The sequence below is a fragment of the Shinella sp. genome (assembly GCF_049651085.1).
Lineage (GTDB): Bacteria > Pseudomonadota > Alphaproteobacteria > Rhizobiales > Rhizobiaceae > Shinella.
Map to the genome: position 1 here is coordinate 1 of NZ_JBASBL010000020.1, position 22,554 is coordinate 22,554.

General features: G+C 61.5%; 34 protein-coding genes and 1 pseudogene. 31 read left to right on the forward strand and 4 right to left on the reverse strand.

Annotated elements, in window-relative coordinates; all coding sequences use genetic code 11:
* The 28 genes and pseudogenes from tuf to rplQ all read left to right on the forward strand — a co-directional run.
* Positions 1–155, forward strand: a pseudogene (tuf, locus tag WA950_RS11340) (elongation factor Tu); the annotation flags it as partial.
* A gap of 193 nt (positions 156–348) precedes the next feature.
* Positions 349–657, forward strand: a complete 309-nt coding sequence (rpsJ, locus tag WA950_RS11345) for a 30S ribosomal protein S10 (RefSeq protein WP_003507767.1) — start codon at positions 349–351, stop codon at positions 655–657.
* A gap of 158 nt (positions 658–815) precedes the next feature.
* Positions 816–1,499 carry a 50S ribosomal protein L3 gene (rplC, locus tag WA950_RS11350; protein WP_424551820.1) on the forward strand — a complete coding sequence of 228 codons (684 nt, stop codon included), beginning with the start codon at positions 816–818 and terminating at the stop codon, positions 1,497–1,499.
* A 12-nt stretch (positions 1,500–1,511) separates the two neighbouring features.
* Complete coding sequence (gene rplD / locus WA950_RS11355) at positions 1,512–2,132, forward strand: 50S ribosomal protein L4 (RefSeq protein ID WP_424551821.1); 621 nt, start codon at positions 1,512–1,514, stop codon at positions 2,130–2,132.
* The gene (locus WA950_RS11360; RefSeq protein WP_117372286.1) at positions 2,129–2,422 is read left to right on the forward strand and encodes a 50S ribosomal protein L23; all 294 of its coding nucleotides are present in this window, start codon (positions 2,129–2,131) and stop codon (positions 2,420–2,422) included. The genes rplD and WA950_RS11360 overlap by 4 nt, the downstream gene beginning before the upstream one ends.
* A 31-nt stretch (positions 2,423–2,453) precedes the next feature.
* Positions 2,454–3,290 carry a 50S ribosomal protein L2 gene (gene rplB / locus WA950_RS11365; RefSeq protein WP_424551822.1) on the forward strand — a complete coding sequence of 279 codons (837 nt, stop codon included), beginning with the start codon at positions 2,454–2,456 and terminating at the stop codon, positions 3,288–3,290.
* A gap of 15 nt (positions 3,291–3,305) precedes the next feature.
* Complete coding sequence (gene rpsS, locus WA950_RS11370) at positions 3,306–3,584, forward strand: 30S ribosomal protein S19 (protein ID WP_023517272.1); 279 nt, start codon at positions 3,306–3,308, stop codon at positions 3,582–3,584.
* Between the two features lie 2 nt (positions 3,585–3,586).
* Positions 3,587–3,976 carry a 50S ribosomal protein L22 gene (gene rplV / locus WA950_RS11375; RefSeq protein ID WP_023514179.1) on the forward strand — a complete coding sequence of 130 codons (390 nt, stop codon included), beginning with the start codon at positions 3,587–3,589 and terminating at the stop codon, positions 3,974–3,976.
* Positions 3,976–4,707 (forward strand): 30S ribosomal protein S3, encoded by a 732-nt coding sequence (gene rpsC / locus WA950_RS11380; protein WP_424551823.1) that lies wholly within the window; start codon positions 3,976–3,978, stop codon positions 4,705–4,707. The genes rplV and rpsC overlap by 1 nt, the downstream gene beginning before the upstream one ends.
* Before the next feature lie 38 nt (positions 4,708–4,745).
* Positions 4,746–5,159: a 50S ribosomal protein L16 gene (rplP, locus tag WA950_RS11385; protein WP_117372290.1), complete on the forward strand. Its 414-nt coding sequence runs from the start codon at positions 4,746–4,748 to the stop codon at positions 5,157–5,159.
* Positions 5,160–5,171: 12 nt separating this feature from the next.
* Positions 5,172–5,372, forward strand: coding sequence for a 50S ribosomal protein L29 (gene rpmC / locus WA950_RS11390; protein WP_424551824.1), 201 nt, complete (start codon positions 5,172–5,174; stop codon positions 5,370–5,372).
* Positions 5,373–5,385: 13 nt separating this feature from the next.
* On the forward strand, positions 5,386–5,622 hold the full coding sequence (gene rpsQ / locus WA950_RS11395; protein ID WP_306034602.1) for a 30S ribosomal protein S17: 237 nt from the start codon (positions 5,386–5,388) through the stop codon (positions 5,620–5,622).
* Between the two features lie 235 nt (positions 5,623–5,857).
* Positions 5,858–6,226 carry a 50S ribosomal protein L14 gene (gene rplN, locus WA950_RS11400; protein ID WP_018328276.1) on the forward strand — a complete coding sequence of 123 codons (369 nt, stop codon included), beginning with the start codon at positions 5,858–5,860 and terminating at the stop codon, positions 6,224–6,226.
* A gap of 12 nt (positions 6,227–6,238) precedes the next feature.
* Positions 6,239–6,550 (forward strand): 50S ribosomal protein L24, encoded by a 312-nt coding sequence (gene rplX / locus WA950_RS11405; protein ID WP_424551825.1) that lies wholly within the window; start codon positions 6,239–6,241, stop codon positions 6,548–6,550.
* Positions 6,543–7,100 (forward strand): 50S ribosomal protein L5, encoded by a 558-nt coding sequence (gene rplE / locus WA950_RS11410; protein WP_424551826.1) that lies wholly within the window; start codon positions 6,543–6,545, stop codon positions 7,098–7,100. The genes rplX and rplE overlap by 8 nt, the downstream gene beginning before the upstream one ends.
* A 34-nt stretch (positions 7,101–7,134) precedes the next feature.
* Positions 7,135–7,440 (forward strand): 30S ribosomal protein S14, encoded by a 306-nt coding sequence (gene rpsN, locus WA950_RS11415; protein ID WP_424551827.1) that lies wholly within the window; start codon positions 7,135–7,137, stop codon positions 7,438–7,440.
* 12 nt (positions 7,441–7,452) lie between these two features.
* A complete protein-coding gene (rpsH, locus tag WA950_RS11420) occupies positions 7,453–7,851 on the forward strand; it encodes a 30S ribosomal protein S8 (protein WP_256116153.1) in 399 nt (132 codons plus the stop codon).
* A gap of 42 nt (positions 7,852–7,893) precedes the next feature.
* Positions 7,894–8,427, forward strand: coding sequence for a 50S ribosomal protein L6 (gene rplF, locus WA950_RS11425; RefSeq protein WP_424551828.1), 534 nt, complete (start codon positions 7,894–7,896; stop codon positions 8,425–8,427).
* A 12-nt stretch (positions 8,428–8,439) separates the two neighbouring features.
* Complete coding sequence (gene rplR, locus WA950_RS11430; RefSeq protein ID WP_424551829.1) at positions 8,440–8,802, forward strand: 50S ribosomal protein L18; 363 nt, start codon at positions 8,440–8,442, stop codon at positions 8,800–8,802.
* A gap of 128 nt (positions 8,803–8,930) precedes the next feature.
* Complete coding sequence (gene rpsE, locus WA950_RS11435; protein ID WP_319319263.1) at positions 8,931–9,497, forward strand: 30S ribosomal protein S5; 567 nt, start codon at positions 8,931–8,933, stop codon at positions 9,495–9,497.
* A 13-nt stretch (positions 9,498–9,510) separates the two neighbouring features.
* On the forward strand, positions 9,511–9,714 hold the full coding sequence (gene rpmD, locus WA950_RS11440) for a 50S ribosomal protein L30 (RefSeq protein WP_256116149.1): 204 nt from the start codon (positions 9,511–9,513) through the stop codon (positions 9,712–9,714).
* A 13-nt stretch (positions 9,715–9,727) separates the two neighbouring features.
* On the forward strand, positions 9,728–10,198 hold the full coding sequence (gene rplO / locus WA950_RS11445; protein WP_424551830.1) for a 50S ribosomal protein L15: 471 nt from the start codon (positions 9,728–9,730) through the stop codon (positions 10,196–10,198).
* 414 nt (positions 10,199–10,612) lie between these two features.
* A complete protein-coding gene (gene secY, locus WA950_RS11450) occupies positions 10,613–11,953 on the forward strand; it encodes a preprotein translocase subunit SecY (RefSeq protein ID WP_424551831.1) in 1,341 nt (446 codons plus the stop codon).
* Positions 11,950–12,534 carry an adenylate kinase gene (locus WA950_RS11455; RefSeq protein WP_424551832.1) on the forward strand — a complete coding sequence of 195 codons (585 nt, stop codon included), beginning with the start codon at positions 11,950–11,952 and terminating at the stop codon, positions 12,532–12,534. The genes secY and WA950_RS11455 overlap by 4 nt, the downstream gene beginning before the upstream one ends.
* A 286-nt stretch (positions 12,535–12,820) precedes the next feature.
* A complete protein-coding gene (rpsM, locus tag WA950_RS11460) occupies positions 12,821–13,189 on the forward strand; it encodes a 30S ribosomal protein S13 (protein ID WP_424551833.1) in 369 nt (122 codons plus the stop codon).
* 243 nt (positions 13,190–13,432) lie between these two features.
* The gene (gene rpsK / locus WA950_RS11465; protein WP_424551834.1) at positions 13,433–13,822 is read left to right on the forward strand and encodes a 30S ribosomal protein S11; all 390 of its coding nucleotides are present in this window, start codon (positions 13,433–13,435) and stop codon (positions 13,820–13,822) included.
* A 103-nt stretch (positions 13,823–13,925) separates the two neighbouring features.
* Positions 13,926–14,936 carry a DNA-directed RNA polymerase subunit alpha gene (locus tag WA950_RS11470; protein ID WP_134649060.1) on the forward strand — a complete coding sequence of 337 codons (1,011 nt, stop codon included), beginning with the start codon at positions 13,926–13,928 and terminating at the stop codon, positions 14,934–14,936.
* A 141-nt stretch (positions 14,937–15,077) separates the two neighbouring features.
* Complete coding sequence (gene rplQ / locus WA950_RS11475) at positions 15,078–15,503, forward strand: 50S ribosomal protein L17 (RefSeq protein WP_424551835.1); 426 nt, start codon at positions 15,078–15,080, stop codon at positions 15,501–15,503.
* 56 nt (positions 15,504–15,559) lie between these two features.
* On the opposite strand, the gene msrQ is transcribed toward rplQ, so the two are convergent.
* Complete coding sequence (gene msrQ / locus WA950_RS11480; RefSeq protein ID WP_424551836.1) at positions 15,560–16,204, reverse strand: protein-methionine-sulfoxide reductase heme-binding subunit MsrQ; 645 nt, start codon at positions 16,202–16,204, stop codon at positions 15,560–15,562.
* A complete protein-coding gene (msrP, locus tag WA950_RS11485) occupies positions 16,204–17,145 on the reverse strand; it encodes a protein-methionine-sulfoxide reductase catalytic subunit MsrP (protein WP_424551837.1) in 942 nt (313 codons plus the stop codon). Before msrP ends, msrQ begins: the two co-directional genes overlap by 1 nt.
* A 204-nt stretch (positions 17,146–17,349) precedes the next feature.
* Between msrP and WA950_RS11490 the strand changes: the two genes are divergently transcribed.
* Positions 17,350–18,753, forward strand: a complete 1,404-nt coding sequence (locus WA950_RS11490; protein WP_424551838.1) for a DegQ family serine endoprotease — start codon at positions 17,350–17,352, stop codon at positions 18,751–18,753.
* Positions 18,750–20,057, forward strand: coding sequence for a replication-associated recombination protein A (locus WA950_RS11495; RefSeq protein WP_424551839.1), 1,308 nt, complete (start codon positions 18,750–18,752; stop codon positions 20,055–20,057). The genes WA950_RS11490 and WA950_RS11495 overlap by 4 nt, the downstream gene beginning before the upstream one ends.
* Before the next feature lie 98 nt (positions 20,058–20,155).
* Here WA950_RS11495 and WA950_RS11500 read toward each other — a convergent pair whose 3' ends face one another.
* Complete coding sequence (locus tag WA950_RS11500; protein ID WP_424551840.1) at positions 20,156–20,470, reverse strand: DUF1883 domain-containing protein; 315 nt, start codon at positions 20,468–20,470, stop codon at positions 20,156–20,158.
* A 264-nt stretch (positions 20,471–20,734) separates the two neighbouring features.
* Between WA950_RS11500 and WA950_RS11505 the strand changes: the two genes are divergently transcribed.
* Positions 20,735–21,676 carry an alpha/beta fold hydrolase gene (locus WA950_RS11505; protein ID WP_424551841.1) on the forward strand — a complete coding sequence of 314 codons (942 nt, stop codon included), beginning with the start codon at positions 20,735–20,737 and terminating at the stop codon, positions 21,674–21,676.
* Between the two features lie 223 nt (positions 21,677–21,899).
* Here WA950_RS11505 and WA950_RS11510 read toward each other — a convergent pair whose 3' ends face one another.
* On the reverse strand, positions 21,900–22,535 hold the full coding sequence (locus tag WA950_RS11510; RefSeq protein WP_424551842.1) for an alpha/beta family hydrolase: 636 nt from the start codon (positions 22,533–22,535) through the stop codon (positions 21,900–21,902).
* Between the last annotated feature and the right edge of the window lie 19 nt (positions 22,536–22,554).

A 22,554-nucleotide genomic window follows, 5' to 3' on the forward strand; every position in this document is an offset into this window, starting at 1 on the left:
TGCCGGAAGGCACGGAAATGGTCATGCCGGGCGACAACGTCACGGTTGAAGTCGAGCTGATCGTTCCGATCGCGATGGAAGAAAAGCTGCGCTTCGCTATCCGCGAAGGCGGCCGTACCGTCGGCGCAGGCATCGTTGCCTCGATCGTCGAGTAAGACTTAAGGCCGACCAGGCTGCCGAAATAGGAAGGGACAGGGGTCACCCTGTCCCTCCGATCTTTGAAAAATTGGCGGATTGGTCGATCATCAATTGAGTTTTCGCGCGCGTTCCGTTATGGAACCGCCAGAATCTAAAAAAAAGCGCGTTTTTCCAAGGGAATCACGCGAATCACGAACAAGGACAAGTCGTATGAACGGCCAGAACATCCGCATCCGCCTCAAGGCGTTTGACCACCGGATCCTTGATGCCTCCACGCGTGAAATCGTGTCGACGGCAAAGCGCACCGGTGCAAGCGTCCGCGGCCCCGTTCCGCTCCCGACCCGTATTGAAAAGTTCACGGTCAACCGGTCGCCCCACGTCGACAAGAAGAGCCGCGAACAGTTCGAGATGCGCACGCACAAGCGCCTGCTCGACATTGTAGATCCGACCCCGCAGACCGTCGATGCTCTCATGAAGCTCGACCTTGCGGCCGGTGTAGACGTAGAGATCAAGCTCTAAGTCCGGCGTAAGCCGAAATAACAAGGAAGGTACGTGGCGTAAGCCGACGTCTTCTAAAAACGGGAAACCCGACGGCCTTCGAGCCCGAGTGGAATCCTTAAACCAAGGGGCATGACAGGGCTTCACGACCCTGTCAGGACTTCTAAGAGGATTGAACCATGCGTTCAGGTGTAATTGCACAGAAAGTAGGGATGACCCGCGTCTATAACGACGCAGGAGAGCACATCCCCGTGACAGTACTGCGACTGGACAACGTCCAGGTCGTCGCACAGCGCACGCAGGACAAGAACGGCTACACGGCTGTTCAGCTCGGCGCCGGCACTTCCAAGGTGAAGAACACGGTCAAGGCACTGCGCGGCCAGTTCGCCGCAGCAAGCGTCGAGCCGAAGGCCAAGCTCATCGAGTTCCGCGTTTCGGAAGACAACCTCATCGACATCGGCGCGGAACTGACCGCAAGCCATTTTGTCGCAGGTCAGCTCGTCGACGTTACCGGCACCACGATCGGTAAGGGTTTCGCCGGTGCCATGAAGCGCCACAACTTCGGCGGTCTTCGTGCAACGCACGGCGTGTCCGTATCGCACCGTTCGCACGGTTCGACGGGTAACAACCAGGACCCGGGCAAGGTCTGGAAGGGCAAGCGCATGGCTGGTCACATGGGCCAGACGCGCGTCACCACCCAGAACCTCGAAGTCGTTTCGACTGACGAAGAGCGTGGTCTTATCCTCGTCAAGGGCGCAGTCCCGGGCTCCAAGGGCGCCTGGATCATCGTTCGCGACGCCGTCAAGTCCGGCACCCCGTCCGACGCTCCGCGTCCGGCCGCCGTGCGCGCCGCAGCCAAGTAAGGGAGCCTGATCATGGATCTCAAAGTCACGACCCTCGAAGGGAAGGACGCCGGCAAGGTCTCCCTCTCTGACGCGATTTTCGGCCTCGAGCCGCGCGAAGACATCATTGCCCGCGTCATCCGCTGGCAGCTGGCGAAGAAGCAGCAGGGCACGCATCAGTCGCTGACCCGCGGCGAAGTTTCCCGCACCGGCTCCAAGATGTACAAGCAGAAGGGTACGGGTCGCGCTCGTCACCATTCGGCTCGCGCTCCGCAGTTCCGCGGCGGTGCCAAGGCTCACGGCCCGGTTTCGCGCAGCCACGCTCACGACCTGCCCAAGCAGGTTCGCGCACTCGGCCTGCGTCACGCCCTCTCGGCCAAGATCAAGGCTGACGACGTCATCATCATCGACGACCTCGTTGCCAGCGAAGCAAAGACGAAGGCTCTGGCCGGCGCATTCGCATCGCTTGGTCTCACCAATGCCCTCTTCATCGGCGGCGCAGAACTTGACGGCAACTTCAAGCTCGCAGCTCGCAACATCCCGAACGTGGACGTTCTGCCGATCCAGGGTATCAATGTTTACGACATCCTGCGCCGCGGCAAGCTCGTGCTCTCCAAGGCTGCTGTAGAAGCCCTCGAGGAGCGGTTCAAATGACGGATCTTCGCCACTACGATGTGATCGTATCTCCTTCGATCACCGAAAAGTCGACGCTGGTCTCCGAAAACAACCAGATCGTCTTCAACGTTGCCAAGCGCGCTTCCAAGCCTGAAATCAAGGCTGCTGTGGAAGCACTCTTCGGCGTTAAGGTCACGGCTGTGAACACGCTCGTCCGCAAGGGCAAGGTAAAGCGTTTCCGCGGCTTCGCCGGCCGGCAGGGAGATGTCAAGAAGGCTATCGTCACGCTTGCTGACGGTCAGTCGATCGACGTCTCCACCGGGCTCTGATCGAGCACTCGGCTAAAGAGGAAACAAGAAAATGGCATTGAAACACTTCAATCCGACCACTCCGAGCCAGCGCCAGCTGGTCATCGTCGACCGGTCGGGCCTTTACAAGGGCAAGCCCGTCAAGGCTCTGACCGAAGGCCTCTCCAAGAGCGGCGGCCGTAACAACCTCGGTCGCATCACTGCCCGCTTCATCGGCGGCGGTCACAAGCGTACCTACCGTCTCATCGACTTCAAGCGTCGTAAGTTCGAAGTTGAAGGCACGGTCGAGCGTCTGGAATACGACCCGAACCGCACCGCGTTCATCGCACTGGTGAACTATGCCGATGGCGAGCAGGCCTACATCCTGGCGCCGCAGCGCCTGGCAGCTGGCGACAAGGTCATCGCGTCCACCAAGGCCGTTGACGTCAAGCCCGGCAACGCGATGCCGCTGCAGTACATCCCGGTTGGTTCGATCGTTCACAACGTCGAAATGAAGCCGGGCAAGGGCGGCCAGATCGCTCGCTCCGCCGGCACCTTCGTTCAGCTGGTCGGCCGCGACCAGGGCATGGCGATCCTTCGCCTGAACTCGGGCGAACAGCGCCTGGTTCACAGCTCCTGCCTTGCAACGATCGGTGCGGTCTCGAACTCGGACCATGCCAACATCAACGACGGCAAGGCCGGTCGTACGCGCTGGCGCGGCAAGACCCCGCACAACCGCGGCGTCGTCATGAACCCGGTCGACCACCCGCACGGTGGTGGTGAAGGCCGCACCTCCGGTGGTCGCCATCCGGTGTCCCCGTGGGGCAAGCCCACCAAGGGCAAGCGCACCCGTTCGAACAAGTCCACGGACAAGTTCATCATGCGCTCGCGCCACTTGAAGAAGAAGTAAGAGAGGTAGTCAGGAATGGCTCGTTCAGTATGGAAAGGCCCGTTTGTTGACGGCTATCTTCTCAAGAAGGCTGAGAAGGTTCGTGAAGGCGGTCGCAGCGAAGTTATCAAGATCTGGAGCCGTCGCTCCACGATCCTGCCGCAGTTCGTTGGACTGACCTTTGGCGTCTACAACGGCAGCAAGCACATCCCGGTGGCCGTCAACGAAGACATGGTTGGCCACAAGTTTGGTGAATTCGCTCCGACCCGGACCTATTACGGTCACGGTGCGGACAAGAAGGCGAAGAGGAAGTAACGATGGGTAAGGCTAAAGCCGAACGTCGGCTGAAGGATAACGAGGCGCAGGCAATCGCGCGCACGATCCGCGTCAGCCCCCAGAAGCTCAATCTGCTTGCTGCGCTGATCCGCGGCAAGAAGGTCGACCGGGCTCTCGCTGAGCTTGAATTTTCGCGCAAGCGTAGCGCCGAGACCGTCAAGAAGACGCTCGAGTCCGCTATCGCCAACGCTGAAAACAACCACGACCTCGACGTCGACTCGCTGATCGTTGCGGAAGCATATGTCGGCAAGTCGATCGTCATGAAGCGGTTCGCCGCTCGTGGCCGCGGCCGCGCATCGCGGATCGAGAAGCCTTTCTCGCATCTCACGATCGTTGTCCGTGAAGTCGAAGCCAAAGGGGAGGCCGCATAATGGGCCAGAAGATTAATCCAATCGGTTTCCGCCTCGGCATCAACCGCACCTGGGACAGCCGTTGGTTCGCCGACAATGCCGAATACGGCCAGCTGCTCCACGAAGACCTGAAGATCCGCGCTTTCGTCATGGAAGAGCTGAAGCAGGCCGGTATCGCCAAGGTCGTCATCGAGCGTCCGCACAAGAAGTGCCGCATCACGATCCACTCGGCTCGCCCGGGTCTGATCATCGGCAAGAAGGGTGCTGACATCGAAAAGCTTCGCAAGAAGCTTGCCTCGATGACGAACTCCGAAACGCACCTCAACATCGTTGAAGTGCGCAAGCCGGAAGTCGACGCGACGCTCGTCGCCCAGTCGATCGCCCAGCAGCTCGAGCGCCGCGTGGCTTTCCGCCGTGCGATGAAGCGCGCTGTTCAGTCCGCGATGCGTCTTGGCGCCGAAGGCATCAAGATCACTTGCGGCGGCCGTCTCGGCGGCGCGGAAATCGCTCGTACGGAATGGTACCGCGAAGGTCGCGTTCCGCTTCACACGCTGCGTGCAGACATCGACTACGGTACGGGTGAAGCCGAGACCGCATTCGGCATCTGCGGCATCAAGGTCTGGATCTTCAAGGGCGAAATCCTTGAGCATGATCCGATGGCCTCGGAGCGTCGCGCCAGCGAGAGTGACAGCCAGGGTCCCGCCAGCCGTGAACAACGCGGCGACCGCGACCGTCGTCGTGAAAACGCGTAACAGTCGCGTTTGGCAGCCAATATCGGAGAAGTAAAAAAATGTTGCAGCCAAAGCGTACCAAGTACCGCAAGCAGTTCAAGGGCCGCATCAAGGGTGTCGCCAAGGGCGGCTCCGACCTCGCTTTCGGCGAGTTCGGCTTGAAGGCGCAGGAACCGAATCGCGTGAACGCTCGCGAGATCGAGGCGGCTCGCCGCGCGATCACCCGTTACATGAAGCGTGCCGGCCGTGTGTGGATCCGCGTGTTCCCCGACGTCCCGGTCACTGCGAAGCCTACCGAAGTCCGTATGGGTAAAGGTAAGGGTTCGGTCGAATACTGGGCAGCCAAGGTCAAGCCTGGCCGTATGATGTTCGAGATCGACGGTGTTTCCGAGGAGATCGCCCGCGAGGCGCTTCGTCTCGGCTCGGCCAAGCTCTCGGTCAAGACGCGCTTCGTACAGCGCATTGCAGAGTAAAGGGCAGTAGCGATGAAAGCCGTAGACGTTCAGGCGCTCAGCGCCGATCAGCTCAACGACGAGCTTGCCAAGCTGAAGAAGGAGCAGTTCAACCTGCGCTTCCAGAAGGCGACTGGCCAGCTCGAGAAGACCTCGCGCATCAACGAAGTCCGCAAGGATATCGCGCGCGTCAAGACCATTGCCCGCCAGAAGGCGGCAGAAGCCAAGGCCTAAGGACCAGAAAAATATGCCGAAACGCATTCTGCAGGGCACGGTAGTCAGTGACAAGAACGACAAGACTGTTGTCGTTCGCGTCGAGCGCCGCTTTGCTCACCCGCTGCTTCAGAAGACCGTTCGCCGGTCCAAGAAGTACAAGGCGCATGACGAAACCAACCAGTACAAGGTCGGCGACGTCGTTTCCATTGAGGAATGCGCTCCGATCTCGAAGGACAAGCGCTGGACCGTTGTATCGGCCCACGCTTAAAAATACCGGTTTTCGCGCCTGGCCCTTGCGTCTGGCGCGAAAGTCTGTATGAAACAGCGCAAGGACGCTCGGAATCGCGAGCGTTCTTTTGCTTTGAGCGCAGGGAAGGTCCGTCGGTTCGCCGAAGGGGAAACCACCTTGGCAATACCCATCCCGCGCGAAAACATGAAACTCCATAAGCTGGAACAGGGGGCTAACGCCCAACCGGTCCGGTAAAACAAGAAGGCGACCTGACATGATTCAGATGCAGACTAACCTCGACGTCGCGGATAATTCCGGCGCACGTCGTGTCATGTGCATCAAGGTGCTGGGCGGCTCCAAGCGCAAGTACGCTTCGGTCGGCGATATCATCGTCGTCTCGATCAAGGAAGCGATCCCGCGCGGCCGCGTGAAGAAGGGTGACGTGATGAAGGCGGTTGTCGTGCGCACCGCCAAGGACATCCGCCGCCCCGATGGCAGCGTCATTCGTTTTGACAACAACGCAGCCGTCCTGATCGACAACAAGAAAGAGCCCATCGGCACCCGTATCTTCGGACCGGTTCCGCGCGAACTTCGTGCAAAGAACCACATGAAGATCATCTCGCTGGCTCCGGAAGTACTCTAAGGAGCGATGGCTATGCAAAAGATTCGTAAGGGCGACAAGGTCGTCGTACTCACTGGCAAGGACAAGGGCCGCACCGGTGAAGTTGTTCAGGTCATGCCGAAGGAAGACCGTGCGGTCGTCAAGGGTATCAACGTGGTGAAGCGTCACCAGCGCCAGACCCAGACCCAGGAAGCCGGCATCATCACCAAGGAAGCTTCGATCCACCTGTCGAACATCGCGATCGCCGATCCTAAGGACGGCAAACCGACCCGCGTCGGTTTCAAGGTCGAAGGCGACAAGAAGGTTCGTGTTGCAAAGCGTTCGGGAGTGTCGATCGATGGCTGACACCAAGTATGAGCCCCGGCTCAAGAAGGAATATGTCGAGCGTATCCGCCCGGCGCTGATGGAGCAGTTCTCCTACGCGAACGAGATGCAGATCCCGCGTCTCGAGAAGATCGTCATCAACATGGGTGTTGGCGAATCGACCAGCGACTCGAAGAAGCCGACTGTTGCTGCCGCCGACCTCGCAGCGATCGCCGGCCAGAAGCCGGTCATCACGCGTGCACGCAACTCCATCGCCGGCTTCAAGCTGCGCGAAGGCATGCCGATCGGCGCCAAGGTTACCCTTCGCGGCGCCCGCATGTTCGAATTTCTGGATCGCCTCGTGAATATCGCGCTGCCCCGCGTACGCGACTTCCGTGGTCTGAACCCGAAGTCCTTTGATGGCCGTGGCAACTTCGCCATGGGTATCAAGGAGCACATTGTGTTCCCTGAGATCAACTACGACAAGGTTGATCAGATGTGGGGCATGGACATCATCGTTTGCACGACGGCAACGACGGATGACGAAGCACGGGCTCTTCTGAAAGAGTTCAGCTTCCCGTTCCGCCAGTAATCCGTAACGACAAGCGTAAAGAAGGATAACTGTTATGGCGAAAACGAGCGCAGTTGAAAAGAACAAGCGCCGCCGCAAACTGGTCGCCAACCAGGCCGCCAAGCGTGCCGCCCTCAAGGCGATCATCCAGAACCAGGCTCTTCCGATCGAAGAGCGCTTCAAGGCAACCTTGAAGCTTGCCGAAATGCCGCGCAACGGTTCCAAGACCCGCATCCGCAACCGCTGCGAAGTCACTGGCCGTCCGCGCGCCTTTTATCGCAAACTCAAGATGTCGCGTATTGCGCTTCGTGAACTGGGCAATTCCGGCAAGGTGCCGGGCATTGTCAAGTCGAGCTGGTAAGGAGACGGGCACATGTCAATGACTGATCCTCTGGGCGATATGCTCACCCGTATCCGTAACGGCGCTGCACGCCGCAAGTCGAGCGTTTCCACGCCGGCTTCCAAGCTTCGTGCACGCGTTCTGGACGTCCTTCAGTCCGAAGGCTACATCCGCGGATATTCGGAAGTCGAATTCGGCAACGGCAAGGCCGAGCTGAACATCGAACTCAAGTACTACGAAGGCGCATCGGTGATCCGCAAGATCGACCGCGTCTCCAAGCCGGGCCGCCGGGTCTATGTCTCGGTCAAGTCCATTCCGCAGGTCGCGAACGGCCTCGGCATCACCATCCTTTCGACTCCGAAGGGCGTGATGGCCGATCACCAGGCACGCGAACAGAACGTTGGTGGCGAGATTCTTTGCTCGGTCTTCTAAGACTGGGCAAGGATCTCCATAACGAACAGACAGGATATAACAATGTCTCGTATCGGTAAGAAGCCCGTTCCGGTTCCCGCTGGTGTCACCGCGACCGTTGAAGGTCAGAAGGTCACCGTGAAGGGCCCGAAGGGCGAACTGTTCTTCGTCGCCAATGACGAAGTTTCGGTAAAGCTCGAAGACAACGCAGTTGTCGTACAGCCGGTCAACGACTCTAAGGATGCTCGTTCTAAGTGGGGCATGTCCCGCACGATGGTCGAAGGCATCATGAAGGGCGTCAAGGACGGCTTCGAGCGCAAGCTCGAAATCAACGGCGTCGGTTACCGCGCTGCGCTTCAGGGCAAGAACCTGCAGCTGGCACTCGGTTTCAGCCACGACGTGGTCTACCAGACGCCGGAAGGCATCACGATTGCTGTCCCGAAGCCGACGGAAATTATCGTCTCCGGCATCAACAAGCAGCAGGTCGGCCAGGTTGCAGCGGAAATCCGCGAATACCGTAGCCCCGAGCCCTATAAGGGCAAGGGTGTGAAGTATGCCGAAGAGCGGATTGTCCGCAAAGAAGGCAAGAAGAAGTAAGGATCACGCGAAATGGCTAGCAGGAAAGAAGTTCTCGCGCGCCGCGCCAACCGCGTGCGCCGTTCCATCAAGGCGGTGGCCAATGGCCGTCCGCGCCTGTCTGTTCATCGCTCGTCGAAGAACATCTACGTACAGGTCATCGACGACGTGGCCGGCACGACGCTTGCGTCCGCCTCCACGCTCGACACCGATCTGCGCTCGTCGCTTAAGACGGGCGCTGACACGGCAGCCGCCGCTGCCGTCGGCAAGCTCATCGCTGAGCGCGCCGTCAAGGCAGGCGTCAAGGAAGTTGTTTTCGACCGCGGCGCCTTCATCTTCCACGGTCGCATCAAGGCTCTTGCCGATGCTGCCCGTGAAGGTGGTCTGAGCTTCTGATCTTTCGGCCGGGCGCGTCCAGCGCCCGCCGGCAAGGTCAGTAGGGTCCTGGTCGCTTCCGTTCAAAGAATGGGAGCGACTTTCGTCAATCTGCCGATTGCACCCGGAAAAGAAAAAGGAAAAGGACAATGGCACAGGAAAAGCGCGGTCGCGATGACCGCCAGAACCGCGAAGAGCGCGACAGCGAGTTTGTCGACAAGCTCGTCGCGATCAACCGCGTCGCGAAGGTCGTCAAGGGCGGCCGTCGTTTCGGCTTTGCAGCTCTCGTCGTCGTCGGCGACCAGAAGGGCCGCGTCGGCTTCGGCCACGGCAAGGCTCGTGAAGTTCCGGAAGCAATCCGGAAGGCCACCGAAGCCGCCAAGCGCGACCTCATCTTCGTACCGCTGCGCTCGGGCCGCACGCTGCACCACGACGTGCACGGCCGTCACGGCGCTGGCAAGGTTCTGCTTCGTTCGGCCAAGGCCGGTACCGGTATCATCGCCGGTGGTCCGATGCGCGCCGTCTTCGAAACGCTCGGCGTTCATGACGTCGTTGCCAAGTCGACCGGTTCGTCGAACCCGTACAACATGATCCGTGCGACGTTCGACGCCCTCAAGAGCCAGATGCACCCGAAGGACATCGCGGCACAGCGCGGCATGAAGTACGCCACGCTGCAGGCCCGTCGTGTGTCCGCCGGCGTCGCTTCCGAAGAATAAGGGAGTCTGAACAATGGCTAAGAAAGAAACCGCTACGAAGACGGTGACTGTCGAACAGATCGGCAGCCCCATCCGCCGTCCGGCCGTACAGCGTGCCACGCTCGTCGGCCTGGGCCTCAACAAGATGCACCGGGTTCGCACGCTGGAAGACACCCCGTCTGTCCGCGGCATGATCCGTGCCGTCCAGCACCTCGTCCGCGTCGTCGACGAGAAGTGAGGGAGTAAAGATCATGAAGCTTAATGAAATCAAGGACAACGAAGGCTCTTCGAAGGACCGTAAGCGCGTAGGTCGCGGTATCGGTTCCGGCAAGGGCAAGACCGGTGGTCGCGGCGTCAAGGGTCAGAAGGCCCGTTCGGGCGTAGCCATCAACGGCTTCGAAGGCGGTCAGATGCCCATCTACCGTCGCCTGCCGAAGCGCGGCTTCAACAACATCTTCTCGTCGGACTTCGCCATCGTTTCGCTGGGCCGTATCCAGCAGGCGATCGATGCCGGCAAGCTCGATGGCAAGGCGACCGTTGATGCAGCAGCTCTCAAGGCTGCAGGCGTCATCCGTCGCGAGAAGGACGGCGTTCGCATCCTCGCCGATGGCGAGCTGAAGGGCAAGGTGACGTTCGAAGTCGCCGGCGCCTCCAAGCCTGCCGTCGAGAAGATCGAAAAGGCCGGCGGCTCGATCAAGCAGCTCCTGGCAGCAGCCGAATAATTCGACAAAATCTTCGCCCGGTGTGCTTCACACCGGGCGATTTTGCTCCCATATGTGAGCCTCACAACGACGGTCGGGATTCTTGTCCCTGCGGTTGTCCGGAAGAGAAACTACAGCGTGGCGCGTCAACCATGACGCGCAATCTTCACTGTAGAATTTTGAATCAGCTACATAATTCCTTAGATCGACCCCGGTCTAAGGAATTATGTAGTGCGGTGAGGCCGGGATTGCTTGACAACCCGCGTTTCAACCGGTTTAGGCTCCATCCGCCATGTTTGCCGCAACGGCAGACGGGCACGACGAATTTCAGCATCTGCCATCGGTCCGAGGAGGGCCGGGCGCAAATGCCAACGGATCAGCCATTCCGGACCTGGCCGGGCTCCCCGCCGCCGGAACGGCTTCGCGGAGAAATGCATGGCTTCGGCAGCGGAACAACTTGCCTCTAATCTCAACTTCTCGACTTTCGCGAAAGCGGAAGATCTGAAGAAGCGTCTCTGGTTCACGCTGGGCGCGCTGCTCGTCTATCGCCTCGGCACCTATATCCCGTTGCCGGGCCTCAACCCTGAAGCGTTCGCGCAGGCCTTCCGTGGCCAGGCGGGCGGTATTCTCGGTCTCTTCAACATGTTCTCCGGTGGCGCCGTCGAGCGCATGGCGATCTTCGCGCTCGGCATCATGCCGTACATTTCCGCGTCGATCATCGTGCAGCTCATGACCTCGGTCGTCCCTTCGCTGGAACAGCTGAAGAAGGAAGGCGAACAGGGCCGCAAGATCATCAACCAGTACACCCGCTACGGCACGGTGCTGCTCGGCGCGCTGCAGGCCTATGGCATTGCCGTGGGCCTTGAGAGCGGGGCAGGGCTGGTCAACGATCCCGGCTGGTTCTTCCGCATTTCCACGGTCATCTCGCTGCTCGGCGGCACGATGTTCCTGATGTGGCTCGGTGAACAGATCACCTCGCGCGGCATCGGCAACGGTATCTCGCTGATCATCTTCGCCGGCATCGTCGCCGCGCTGCCGTCCGCGCTGGCCGGTACGCTCGAACTTGGCCGCACCGGCGCCCTGTCGATCGGCGTGATTCTCGCCGTCGTCGTCATGGCTGTCGGCGTCATCGCGCTCATCGTCTTTGTCGAGCGCGCGCAGCGCCGCCTTCTGATCCAGTATCCGAAGCGCCAGGTCGGCAACCGCATGTTCCAGGGCGACACGTCGCACCTGCCGCTGAAGCTCAACACCGCGGGCGTCATCCCGGCCATCTTCGCGTCTTCGCTTCTTCTGTTGCCGGCGACGCTTGCCGGCTTCTCGAACACGACCGAACTGCCGTCCTGGGCGACCACCGTCCTGGCGACCCTTGGTCATGGCCAGCCGCTCTACATGCTGCTCTATGCCGGCATGATCGCGTTCTTCGCATTCTTCTACACGGCCATCGTCTTCAATCCGAAGGACACGGCCGACAATCTGAAGAAGCATGGCGGCTTTATTCCGGGCATTCGTCCGGGTGAGCGCACCGCCGAATATATTGACTACGTGCTGACCCGCATCACCGTCACCGGTGCGCTCTATCTCGTCTTCGTCTGTATCCTTCCCGAAATCCTCATCGCGCAGACCGGGGTGCCGTTCTACCTTGGTGGTACATCGCTTTTGATTGTTGTCAGTGTAACCTTGGATACTGTAGCACAGATACAGGGGCACCTGATTGCTCAGCAGTATGAGGGGCTGATCAAGAAGTCGAAGCTGCGTGGTGGAAAGAGGGGACGATGAGACTGATTTTTTTGGGGCCGCCGGGTGCGGGCAAGGGAACACAAGCCAAGCTCCTGACGGAAAAGTACGGCATTCCGCAGCTGTCTACGGGTGATATGCTGCGGGCAGCCGTCGCTGCGGGCACGGATGTCGGCAAGCGGGCCAAGGCTGTCATGGACGCCGGCCAGCTGGTATCCGACGCGATCGTCAACGAGATCGTTTCCGACCGAATCGATTCGGCGGACTGTGCCAAGGGGTTCATCCTCGATGGTTACCCGCGTACGGTTCCGCAGGCCGAGGCCCTCGACACGATGCTCGCCGGCAAGGGCATTGCGCTCGACGCCGTCGTGGAGCTGAAGGTCGATGAGGACGCCCTGGTCAAGCGGATGGAGAATCGCGTGGCCGAAACGGTCGCCGCCGGCGGTACGGTTCGCTCCGACGATAACCCGGAAGCCTTCAAGCGCCGCTTGACGGAATACCGCGAGAAGACCGCGCCGCTGTCGAACTACTACGCTTCGACGGGCAAGCTGCAGACGGTTGACGGCATGGCGCATGTCGACGTCGTGACCGCCCAGATCGCAGGAATCCTGGAAAACGCCTGAGCGGCGATTCCGGAAAAAGTGTGAAGCGGCTTTCGTCAGGAAGAGCTTCAAAGGCCTCAAAAGCCAAAAAGGGCCGGCCGGGGAGTTGACTTTTTCGGCCGATTCCCCTTATGACAGCGCCAACTCGCGACATGCCATTGCGATCGGCGCGGATTTCCAAGAACGAAGTCCGGGTGTGGTCGTGTTCGACACGTCCCGAACATCGAACAAGCAACGCGGCTTTCGTGGCCGTACCGAATGAAGAAGACCACTTGCCGGATGGCAACTGGAAGCAAGGAGAACAGGCGTGGCACGTATCGCTGGCGTCAACATCCCGACCGCGAAGCGCGTAGTCATCGCGCTGACCTACATCCACGGGATCGGCCCGAAGTTTGCACAGGAAATCATCGAGAAGGTCGGTATCCCGGCTGATCGTCGCGTGCACCAGCTCACGGACGCAGAAGTTCTGCAGATCCGCGAAGCCATCGACCGCGACTACCAGGTGGAAGGCGACCTGCGTCGCGACACCTCGATGAACATCAAGCGTCTCATGGACCTCGGTTGCTACCGTGGCCTGCGCCACCGTCGTAGCCTTCCGGTTCGCGGCCAGCGCACGCACACCAACGCTCGCACCCGCAAGGGTCCGGCCAAGGCCATCGCAGGCAAGAAGAAGTAATTTCCCGGAAACGGGGAACGGGAGGCTGGCGCGCTGCGCCGGCCTCTTTTGAGTTTCGAGCGGGGCTTTTGCGCAATGCGGATGCCCCGGTCGGTGGAGCTGCTGGTGCTACGGCAGTGACGATATCGCCGCACGCATCGCCTTTCGGCATGCGCGCATTTTTATGTACAGGGCAGGAGTTCGCTTCCGCCCGGTGGAGCCGCTGGAACTACGGCGGTGTCGAGATCAACGAAAGGACTACCCATGGCCAAGGAAGCCGCACGCGTCCGCCGTCGCGAACGCAAAAACATCACCTCGGGTGTTGCGCACGTCAATTCTTCGTTCAACAACACGATGATCACCATCACCGACGCACAGGGCAACGCGATTGCCTGGTCGTCCGCTGGTGCGAAGGGCTTCAAGGGTTCGCGTAAGTCGACCCCGTTTGCTGCCCAGATCGCTGCTGAAGACTGCGCCAAGAAGGCCCAGGAACATGGCATGAAGACGCTGGAAGTCGAAGTCTGCGGTCCGGGTTCCGGCCGTGAGTCGGCCCTGCGCGCCCTCCAGGCTGCCGGCTTCATGATCACGTCGATCCGCGATGTGACCCCGATCCCGCACAATGGTTGCCGCCCGCGCAAGAAGCGCCGCGTCTGAGCATCGCATTCGAACTGCTGCGGAAGCCGGTTGACGGCTTCCGTGGAACTTCAGGGCTCGGTCGCCACGATTGGATGGTGGCGGCGAACGGAAGGCAAAACATATGATCCAGAAAAACTGGCAGGAACTGATCAAGCCGAACAAGGTGGAGTTCACCTCCTCCGGCCGCACCAAGGCAAGCCTTGTTGCCGAGCCGCTGGAGCGTGGCTTTGGCCTCACGCTCGGCAACGCGCTGCGTCGCGTTCTCCTGTCGTCGCTGCGCGGTGCGGCTGTTACCGCCGTGCAGATCGACGGCGTCCTGCACGAGTTCTCCTCCATCCCGGGCGTCCGGGAAGATGTGACGGACATCGTGCTCAACATCAAGGAAATCGCCATCAAGATGGATGGCGACGATGCCAAGCGCATGGTCGTGCGCAAGCAGGGTCCGGGTGTCGTGACGGCTGGTGACATCCAGACGGTCGGCGACATCGAGATTCTGAACCCCGAGCATGTCATCTGCACCCTCGACGAGGGCGCGGAGATCCGCATGGAGTTCACGGTCAACAACGGCAAGGGCTACGTCCCGGCCGACCGCAACCGCTCCGAAGACGCGCCGATCGGCCTCATCCCGGTCGACAGCCTCTACTCGCCGGTCAAGAAAGTGTCCTACAAGGTGGAAAACACCCGTGAAGGTCAGGTTCTCGACTACGACAAGCTGACGATGACCATCGAAACCGATGGTTCCGTCACCGGCGAAGACGCAATTGCGTTTGCTGCCCGTATTCTTCAGGACCAGCTCTCGGTCTTCGTCAACTTCGACGAGCCGCAGAAGGAAGCCGAAGAAGAGTCGGTCACCGAACTCGCGTTCAACCCGGCGCTTCTCAAGAAGGTCGACGAGCTGGAGCTTTCGGTCCGTTCGGCGAACTGCCTGAAGAACGACAACATCGTTTACATCGGCGATCTCATTCAGAAGACCGAAGCCGAAATGCTTCGCACTCCGAATTTTGGTCGCAAGTCGCTCAACGAGATCAAGGAAGTTCTCGCTTCCATGGGCCTGCACCTCGGCATGGAAGTGCCCGCATGGCCGCCGGAGAACATCGAAGATCTCGCCAAGCGCTACGAAGACCAGTACTAAGGCTGCTCGCGCCCCTTCCGGGGGCGCGTAAAGCTGGCCTTAGCAATGTACAAACGCGTATGTAGCTTAGTCCCGCGACCGGGACGGACATGCGCCACCATCAAACGGCAGGCGACTGCCTGCAAGTGAAGGAGAACAGAGATGCGCCACCAGAATTCCGGCCGCAAGCTCAACCGTACCGCCAGCCACCGCAAGGCGATGTTCGCCAACATGGCTGCTTCGCTCATCGCGCATGAGCAGATCGTCACCACGCTGCCGAAGGCGAAGGAAATTCGCCCGATCGTCGAGAAGCTCGTCACCCTCGGCAAGCGCGGCGACCTGCACGCTCGCCGCCAGGCGATCTCGCAGATCCGCGACGTTGCTGTCGTTGCCAAGCTGTTCGACGCGATCGCAACCCGTTATGCCACGCGCAACGGCGGCTACCTGCGTATCATGAAGGCCGGCTACCGCTACGGCGACAACGCCCCGCTCGCCGTCATCGAGTTCGTTGACCGCGACGTCGACGCCAAGGGCGCAGCCGACAAGGCCCGCGTTGCTGCTGAAGCAGAAGCTGCAGAAGCCGCCTGATCCTTTCGGGATACGGAATTGAAAAAGGCCGGGATCGCAAGATCCCGGCCTTTTCGTTATGCCCTGTTGAATTGCGGCCTGCCGTTGCTCCCGCGCTTCCAGCGGTTGAAGTGCGGCCGTATCGGTCGCCAGAGGAGCAGCAGGGCCACGAGCGTGATGTAGGTCCAGGGCTCCAGCCCGACGACCTTTACCGACATGGCGAAATGCAGCGCGCCAGCCGCGGCGATGACGTAGACCAGTCTATGCAGCTTGCCCCAGCGCGGCCCGAGCCGGCGGATCGACCAGTTGTTAGAGGTCAGCGCCAGCGGGATCAGCATCGTGAAGGCGGCCATGCCGATGGTGATGAAGGGACGCTTGGCGATGTCGACGAGGATCGCGGAAAAATTCAGATACTGGTCGAGCACCATATAGGTGAGGAAGTGCATCAGCACGTACCAGAAGGCGAGGAGCCCAAGCGCCCGGCGATATCGGATCCAGTTGACGCCGAACATATCCCGGATCGGCGTGATGGCGAGCGTTGCGATGAGAAAGCGCAGCGCCCAGATGCCGAGTAAGTGCTCGAACTCCTTGACGGGATTGCCGGGAAGCATTCCGGTCGCGCCCAGCCAGAACCCGTAGGCGGCCGGCAACAGGCCGGCGGTATAGAGCAGCCAGATCGAAGCCGTATGGTATTTGTGGGGCAGGGCGGGCAGGTTCACCATCAGAAACTCGCCCGGAGATCCATGCCTGCATAAAGGCCGGCGACGTCTTCCGCATAGCCGTTGAAGGGCAGGGTCGGCCGTCGGTTGGCGCCGAAGAAGCCGCCCTCGCCAATGCGATTCTCGCTCGCCTGGCTCCAGCGCGGATGGTCGACATCCGGATTGACGTTGGCGTAGAAGCCGTATTCGTCAGGGGCGGAAAGGTTCCAGGTGGATGGGGGCTGCTTGTCGGTGAGGGTGATCTTCACGATCGACTTGATGCCCTTGAAGCCGTATTTCCACGGCACGACGAGGCGGATCGGTGCACCGTTCTGGTTCGGCAGCGTCTTGCCGTAGACGCCGACGGCGAGGATGGCCAGCGGGTTGCGAGCCTCGTCAAGCCGCAGACCCTCGACATAGGGCCAGGGCAGCGGCTGGAAATAGCCGGACTGGCCGGGCATTTCCTCCGGACGGACCACCGTCTCGAAGGCGACGTATTTCGCGTCCCCGAGCGGCTCCACCTTGTCGAGCAGGGCAGCCAGCGGAAAACCGACCCACGGGATAACCATCGACCAGGCCTCCACGCAGCGCATGCGGTAGACCCGGTCCTCCAACGGCATGGCCAGCAGCTCCTCGAGCCCGAACTCCTTCGGCTTGCCGACGAGTCCATCGACCTTCACCGTCCAAGGCGTCGGCGAGAATTTTCCAGAATTGGCAAGCGGATCGCCCTTACCCATGCCGAATTCGTAGAAATTGTTGTAGCTGGTCACGTCCTTCTCGGGCGTCAGCTTCTCGTCGACCATATAAGGGCTTTTCGAGGCCTTCAGCGCTTCGGCAAGGGCTGGAGTGCCTGCCGCCATGAGCGCGCCGCCGGCGGCGGCCGCGAGAAACGAGCGGCGATTGAAGAAACAGTGTTCCGGCGTGATTTCCGAAGCGGTGATACGGGGCGGACGATAAAGAGACATGGCGGGGGCTCGATCTGTTCGGTTGCTTTGCCTGCTATCTACGTAAATGACAGACATGTTGTTTCGACGGCAGCAAGGGACGTGCGACGACCACTTTTTCGTGCTTGCCGCGTGAGCTTTCGCGAGGCAAACGACCTGAGCCGTTTGCCTTTCTTTCTGCCAGATCCTATCTGATCGTGACGCAGAAACGAAGGAGACGCGTCCATGCTGAAAATCCGCATCCTGCTTGCCGCCCCGGTTGCCCTTGCCCTTGCATTGGCAACGCCCGTCGCGGCGCAGGAACGCACCGTGCCGCAGTCGCGCACCGAGATGCAGCTCTCCTTTGCCCCGCTCGTCAAGCAGGTCGAGAACGCCGTCGTGAACGTCTATGCCGAGCGCGTCGTCGAGCGCCGCTCGATCTTCGACGGTGATCCCTTCTTCGAGGAGTTCTTCGGCCAGCGCATGCCGAATCGCAGCGAAAAGCAGTCCTCGCTCGGCTCCGGCGTGATCGTCGGCACCAAGGGGATCGTGGTGACGAACAATCACGTGATCGAGGGCGCAAGCGATATCAAGATCGCGCTGGCGGACGGACGGGAATATGAAAGCACGGTCGTGCTCAAGGACGAACGCGTCGATCTCGCCGTGCTGAAGATCAAGGCGGATGTCGAATTCACGGCCCTGCCGCTCGGCGACAGCGATGCGGTGCAGGTCGGCGATCTGGTGCTCGCCATCGGCAATCCATTTGGCGTCGGCCAGACGGTGACGAGCGGCATCGTCTCGGCGCTCGCGCGCAATCAGGTCCGCTCCGGCGATTTCGGCTTCTTCATCCAGACCGACGCCTCGATCAATCCGGGCAATTCCGGCGGCGGGCTCATCAACATGAACGGCGAGCTTATCGGCATCAACACGGCGATCTTCTCGCGCGGCGGCGGCTCCAACGGCGTCGGCTTCGCCATTCCTGCCAATCTCGTGAAGACCTTCGTCGCCAGCGCCGAAAACGGCAGTGCCAGCTTCGATCGTCCCTTCATCGGCGCGACCTTCGATGCCGTGACTTCGGAAGTGGCCGAGGCGCTCGGCCTAGAGCGGGCGCGCGGCGCGCTCATCTCTCAGGTGCAGCCTGACAGCCCGGCGGAAAAGGCCGGCATGAAGCCGGGTCAGGTGGTCACCGCCGTCAACGGTATTCCGGTCGAGCACCCCGACGCGCTCGGCTACCGCCTCACCACGGTCGGCATTGGTGGGACCGCGCGCATCACGGTCATTTCCAACGGCAAGCCGGAGGACCTGACGCTTTCCCTCGACCGTGCGCCGGAAACGACCCCGCGTGACGAGCGGCTGATCGAAGGGCGCAATCCCTTCTCGGGCGCCGTGGTCGCCAACCTGTCGCCGCGCGTCGCCGAAGAGTTGCGCCTGCCCACCAACCAGACGACGGCCGGTGTCGTCGTCACCGAGGTCAATCGTGGTTCGCCGGCCGCGCGCATCGGCCTGCAGCCGCGCGACATCATCATCGAACTCAACGGCACGCAGGTCGCGACGACCGAAACTCTCGCCACGCTGGTCAATGAGGATCCGTCCATCTGGCGCGTCGAGATCGAGCGCGGCGGCCAGCGCATTCGCCAGTTCTTCCGATGAGCGATCTCTTCGCCCCGCATGAACCGGAGGGTATGGCGGCGAAGCGGCCTCTGGCCGATCGCCTGCGCCCCCGCACGCTGGGCGAAGTGTCCGGCCAGGAGCACCTGACGGGTGCCGATGGCGTGCTTTCACGGATGATCGAGGCGGGCTCGCTCGGCTCGATGATCTTCTGGGGGCCGCCCGGCACCGGCAAGACGACGGTGGCGCGGCTGCTGTCCGGTGAAACCGGTCTCGCCTTCGAGCAGATTTCCGCGATCTTCTCCGGCGTAGCCGATCTCAAGAAGGTCTTCGAGGCCGCGCGCCTGCGCCGCATGGGCGGTCGCGAGACATTGCTGTTCGTCGACGAGATCCATCGCTTCAACCGCGCCCAGCAGGACAGCTTTCTGCCCGTCATGGAGGACGGCACGATCGTGCTTGTCGGCGCCACGACGGAAAACCCGTCCTTCGAGCTTAACGCCGCTCTGCTCTCGCGCGCCCGGGTGCTGACCTTCAAGCCGCATGACGAAGAAAGCCTGGAAGAGCTTTTGAAGCGCGCCGAGGCGGTTGAGGAAAAGCCGCTGCCGCTCGACGAGGAGGCGCGGGCCTCGCTGTTGCGCATGGCCGACGGCGACGGGCGGGCGGTGCTGACGCTGGCCGAAGAGGTCTGGCGCGCGGCGCGCTCCGGCGAAACCTTCGGGCAGGACGATCTGTTCCGCATCGTGCAGCGCCGTGCGCCGGTCTACGACAAATCGCAGGACGGCCACTACAATCTCATCTCCGCCCTGCACAAGGCCGTGCGCGGCTCCGATCCCGATGCCGCGCTCTACTATCTCACCCGCATGCTGGATGCCGGCGAGGACCCGCTGTTCCTCTGCCGGCGCATGGTGCGCATGGCGGTCGAGGATATCGGCCTTGCCGATCCGCAGGCGCTCGTCGTCTGCAACGCGGCCAAGGACGCCTACGACTTTCTCGGCTCGCCCGAGGGGGAGCTGGCGTTGGCGCAGGCCTGCATCTACATAGCCACCGCACCTAAATCCAACGCCGTCTATACCGCCTACAAATCGGCCATGCGCGCGGCCAAGGAGAACGGCTCGCTGCTGCCGCCCAAGCATATCCTCAATGCGCCGACCAAGCTGATGAAGGGCGAAGGCTACGGCGACGGCTACCGCTACGACCATGACCAGCCGGATGCCTTCTCCGGCCAGGACTATTTTCCGGAGAAGATGGGCCGCCGGACCTTCTATGATCCGCCGGAGCGCGGCTTCGAGCGCGAGTTGCGCAAGCGGCTCGAATGGTGGGCGAAGCTGCGAAAGGAACGGGGCTAAAGCATTTCCAGTCGAAGCGGCGTCGCTTCGGCGTCGGATAATGCGGCAAAAACAAAACCTGTGGAGCAATCACGGTTCCGGTATTCACCGGAATTGCTCTAGGCGGCGCCGAAGCGGGGCGAGGGGTTGCGCGGCGCGTGCGGTATGACCTTGATCGAGGATTCCGCCTTGCCGGGGTGCCCTTCCATGTCGACGACCACATGCCAGTGGCCGCTCTCCGGGATCCGCAGCCGGATCGGCGACTGCTTGGCAACGCCGCCGAGGAACTTGTGCTTGACGGTATTCCTGAAGCGGTCGAAGTTGGCGTGGCTCATCAGGCGCACATTGGCGATGGCCGAAAGCGTGATCTCGATCACCGCTCCGCCGCGCTGCATGCCGAGGTCGTAGTGCGTATAGGAGAAGCTGTGTGCCATCGTTTGCCCGGCTGCATCTGGTCCTGCGCTAATATTCGCACGTCCCGGTTAATGTTCCCTTCCTTGGGGCCATCAAGGCTCGTCCATAAATAGTGATTTTCTTTCAAGGGATTATGCCGGAAACCGGATTCTATCCGGCAACGGGATGAATCACTTTGGCAAGTGTTCGAGAAAAGTTTCGGCTCGATGTCGGCGCTGTCCGACTGCCCGCGTCCTTGGTGCATGAAGCCGGCGGGCCGCCGGATGGAACCCGAGGAGAAAACCATGCCGAAGTTCACACTCATCACCCTGCTGACCGCCGCCCTTGCCGCCTTCGCACCGGCCGCCTCTGCCGGGGAGATTGCGGAAAATCCGTTGCAGGGCGTTGCGGGCAAGCCCGACAAGGCGGGCCATCTCGAGGTCAACGGGATCAACTACTACTACGAGATCCGCGGCGAGGGCGAGCCGCTGTTGCTGCTGCATGGCGGGCTCGGCCAGATCGAGATGTTCGGTGAAAACCTCAAGACGCTGCAGGAAAACCGCCAGGTGATCGGCGTCGATCTTCAGGGGCATGGCCGCACGCCGCTGGGCAACCGACCGATCGAGATTCCGGCCATCGGCGCGGACATGGCCGAGCTCGTTACGAAGCTCGGCTACGACAAGGTCGACGTGCTCGGCTATTCCTTCGGTGGCGGGGTCGCACTGCAGATGGGCGCGCAAGCGCCGGACAAGGTGCGCCGCCTCGTCATCGCCTCCGCGCCCTTCGCCAGGAACGGCTTCTTTGCGGAAATGATCCCGCAACAGCAATCGGTTTCGGGTGCGATGGCCGAGATGATGAAGGAGACGCCGATGTACAAATCCTATGTCGCCGTCGCACCGGATGCTTCCCAGTTTCCGAAGCTGCTCGATGCCATGGGCGAGGCGATGCGCGCCGACTACGATGCGTCGGATGCCGTCGCGAAACTGCCGATGCCCGTCATGCTGATCTTCGGCGACAGCGACATGATCCGTCCCGAACATATCGTCGAATTCTACCAGAAGCTTGGCGGCGGGCTGCGCGACGCGGGTTGGATGCGCGAGCATATGTCGAAGAACCGTCTCGCGATCCTGCCGGGGCTGACCCATTACGAAACCTTTGCGGCGCCGGCGCTGGTCAGCACCGCACTGCCATTCCTCAATGGCCAAACCGGCGCGCAAAGCTGGGCGGGGCAAGTGGGCGACAACTGATCTGACGGCATGAAGCCCGGATGCGGAACGCGCATCCGGGCTTCATCGCGTCCGTGAGGCCGTCAGCCGGCTGGAGCCGCGCAACGATCGACCCACAATCGGGTGGCTCCGTTCAGCGGCAGACGCGGACGCGTTCGGGTGTCGGTTTACCGATGGTTTTCTCCACCGAGTGACTGGAGGGTCGCATGCGGCGGGGGGCTTGGCTGTTCCGCCAGGAACAGGCTCAGAGCGTTTGCGTCCAGGCCTTCACCGTCTTTGCCATGGTGGCGAGATGGTCGGCGGCGGAAAAGCCGGAAATGCTCTTGCGCGGCTTCAGGTCATGGTCGCCGTCTTCCAGCCAGAGAAAGCGGATGCGCTCCGGCAGGCCGTAGCCTGGCACCTCGTCCCTGGTGCCGAAGGGATCGCGCGTGCCCTGGCAGATGAGGGTCGGGGCTTTTAGCGCCATCAGATGGGCGGTGCGCAGCTGCGCCGGCTTTTCCGGCGGGTGGAAGGGATAGCCGAGGCAGAGCAGGCCGGCAATCAGGCCGTCGTCATGAAGCCCGTCCGCCGCCATGCTGGCGACGCGCCCGCCCATCGACTTGCCGCCGATGACGAGGCGGCCCTTCGCCTGGAGGGCGGCGACGGCGGCGCGAAATTCCGGGTTCAGCGTTTCCGCCTTCGGTGGCGGCCGGCGGCCGCCGTCCGTGCGGCGCGCCGCCATGTAGGAAAACTCGAAACGCGCGACACGCAGGCCCTCGGCCGAAAGCGCCGCAGTCGCGGCGTTCATCGCCGCCGAATCCATCGGTGCGCCGCTGCCATGGGCAAGAAGCAGGGTAACCGGCGCATCTTCAGGCCCGGTGAAGAGAAAGGGTATGCTCATGGGGCCTGCCTCATGCTGC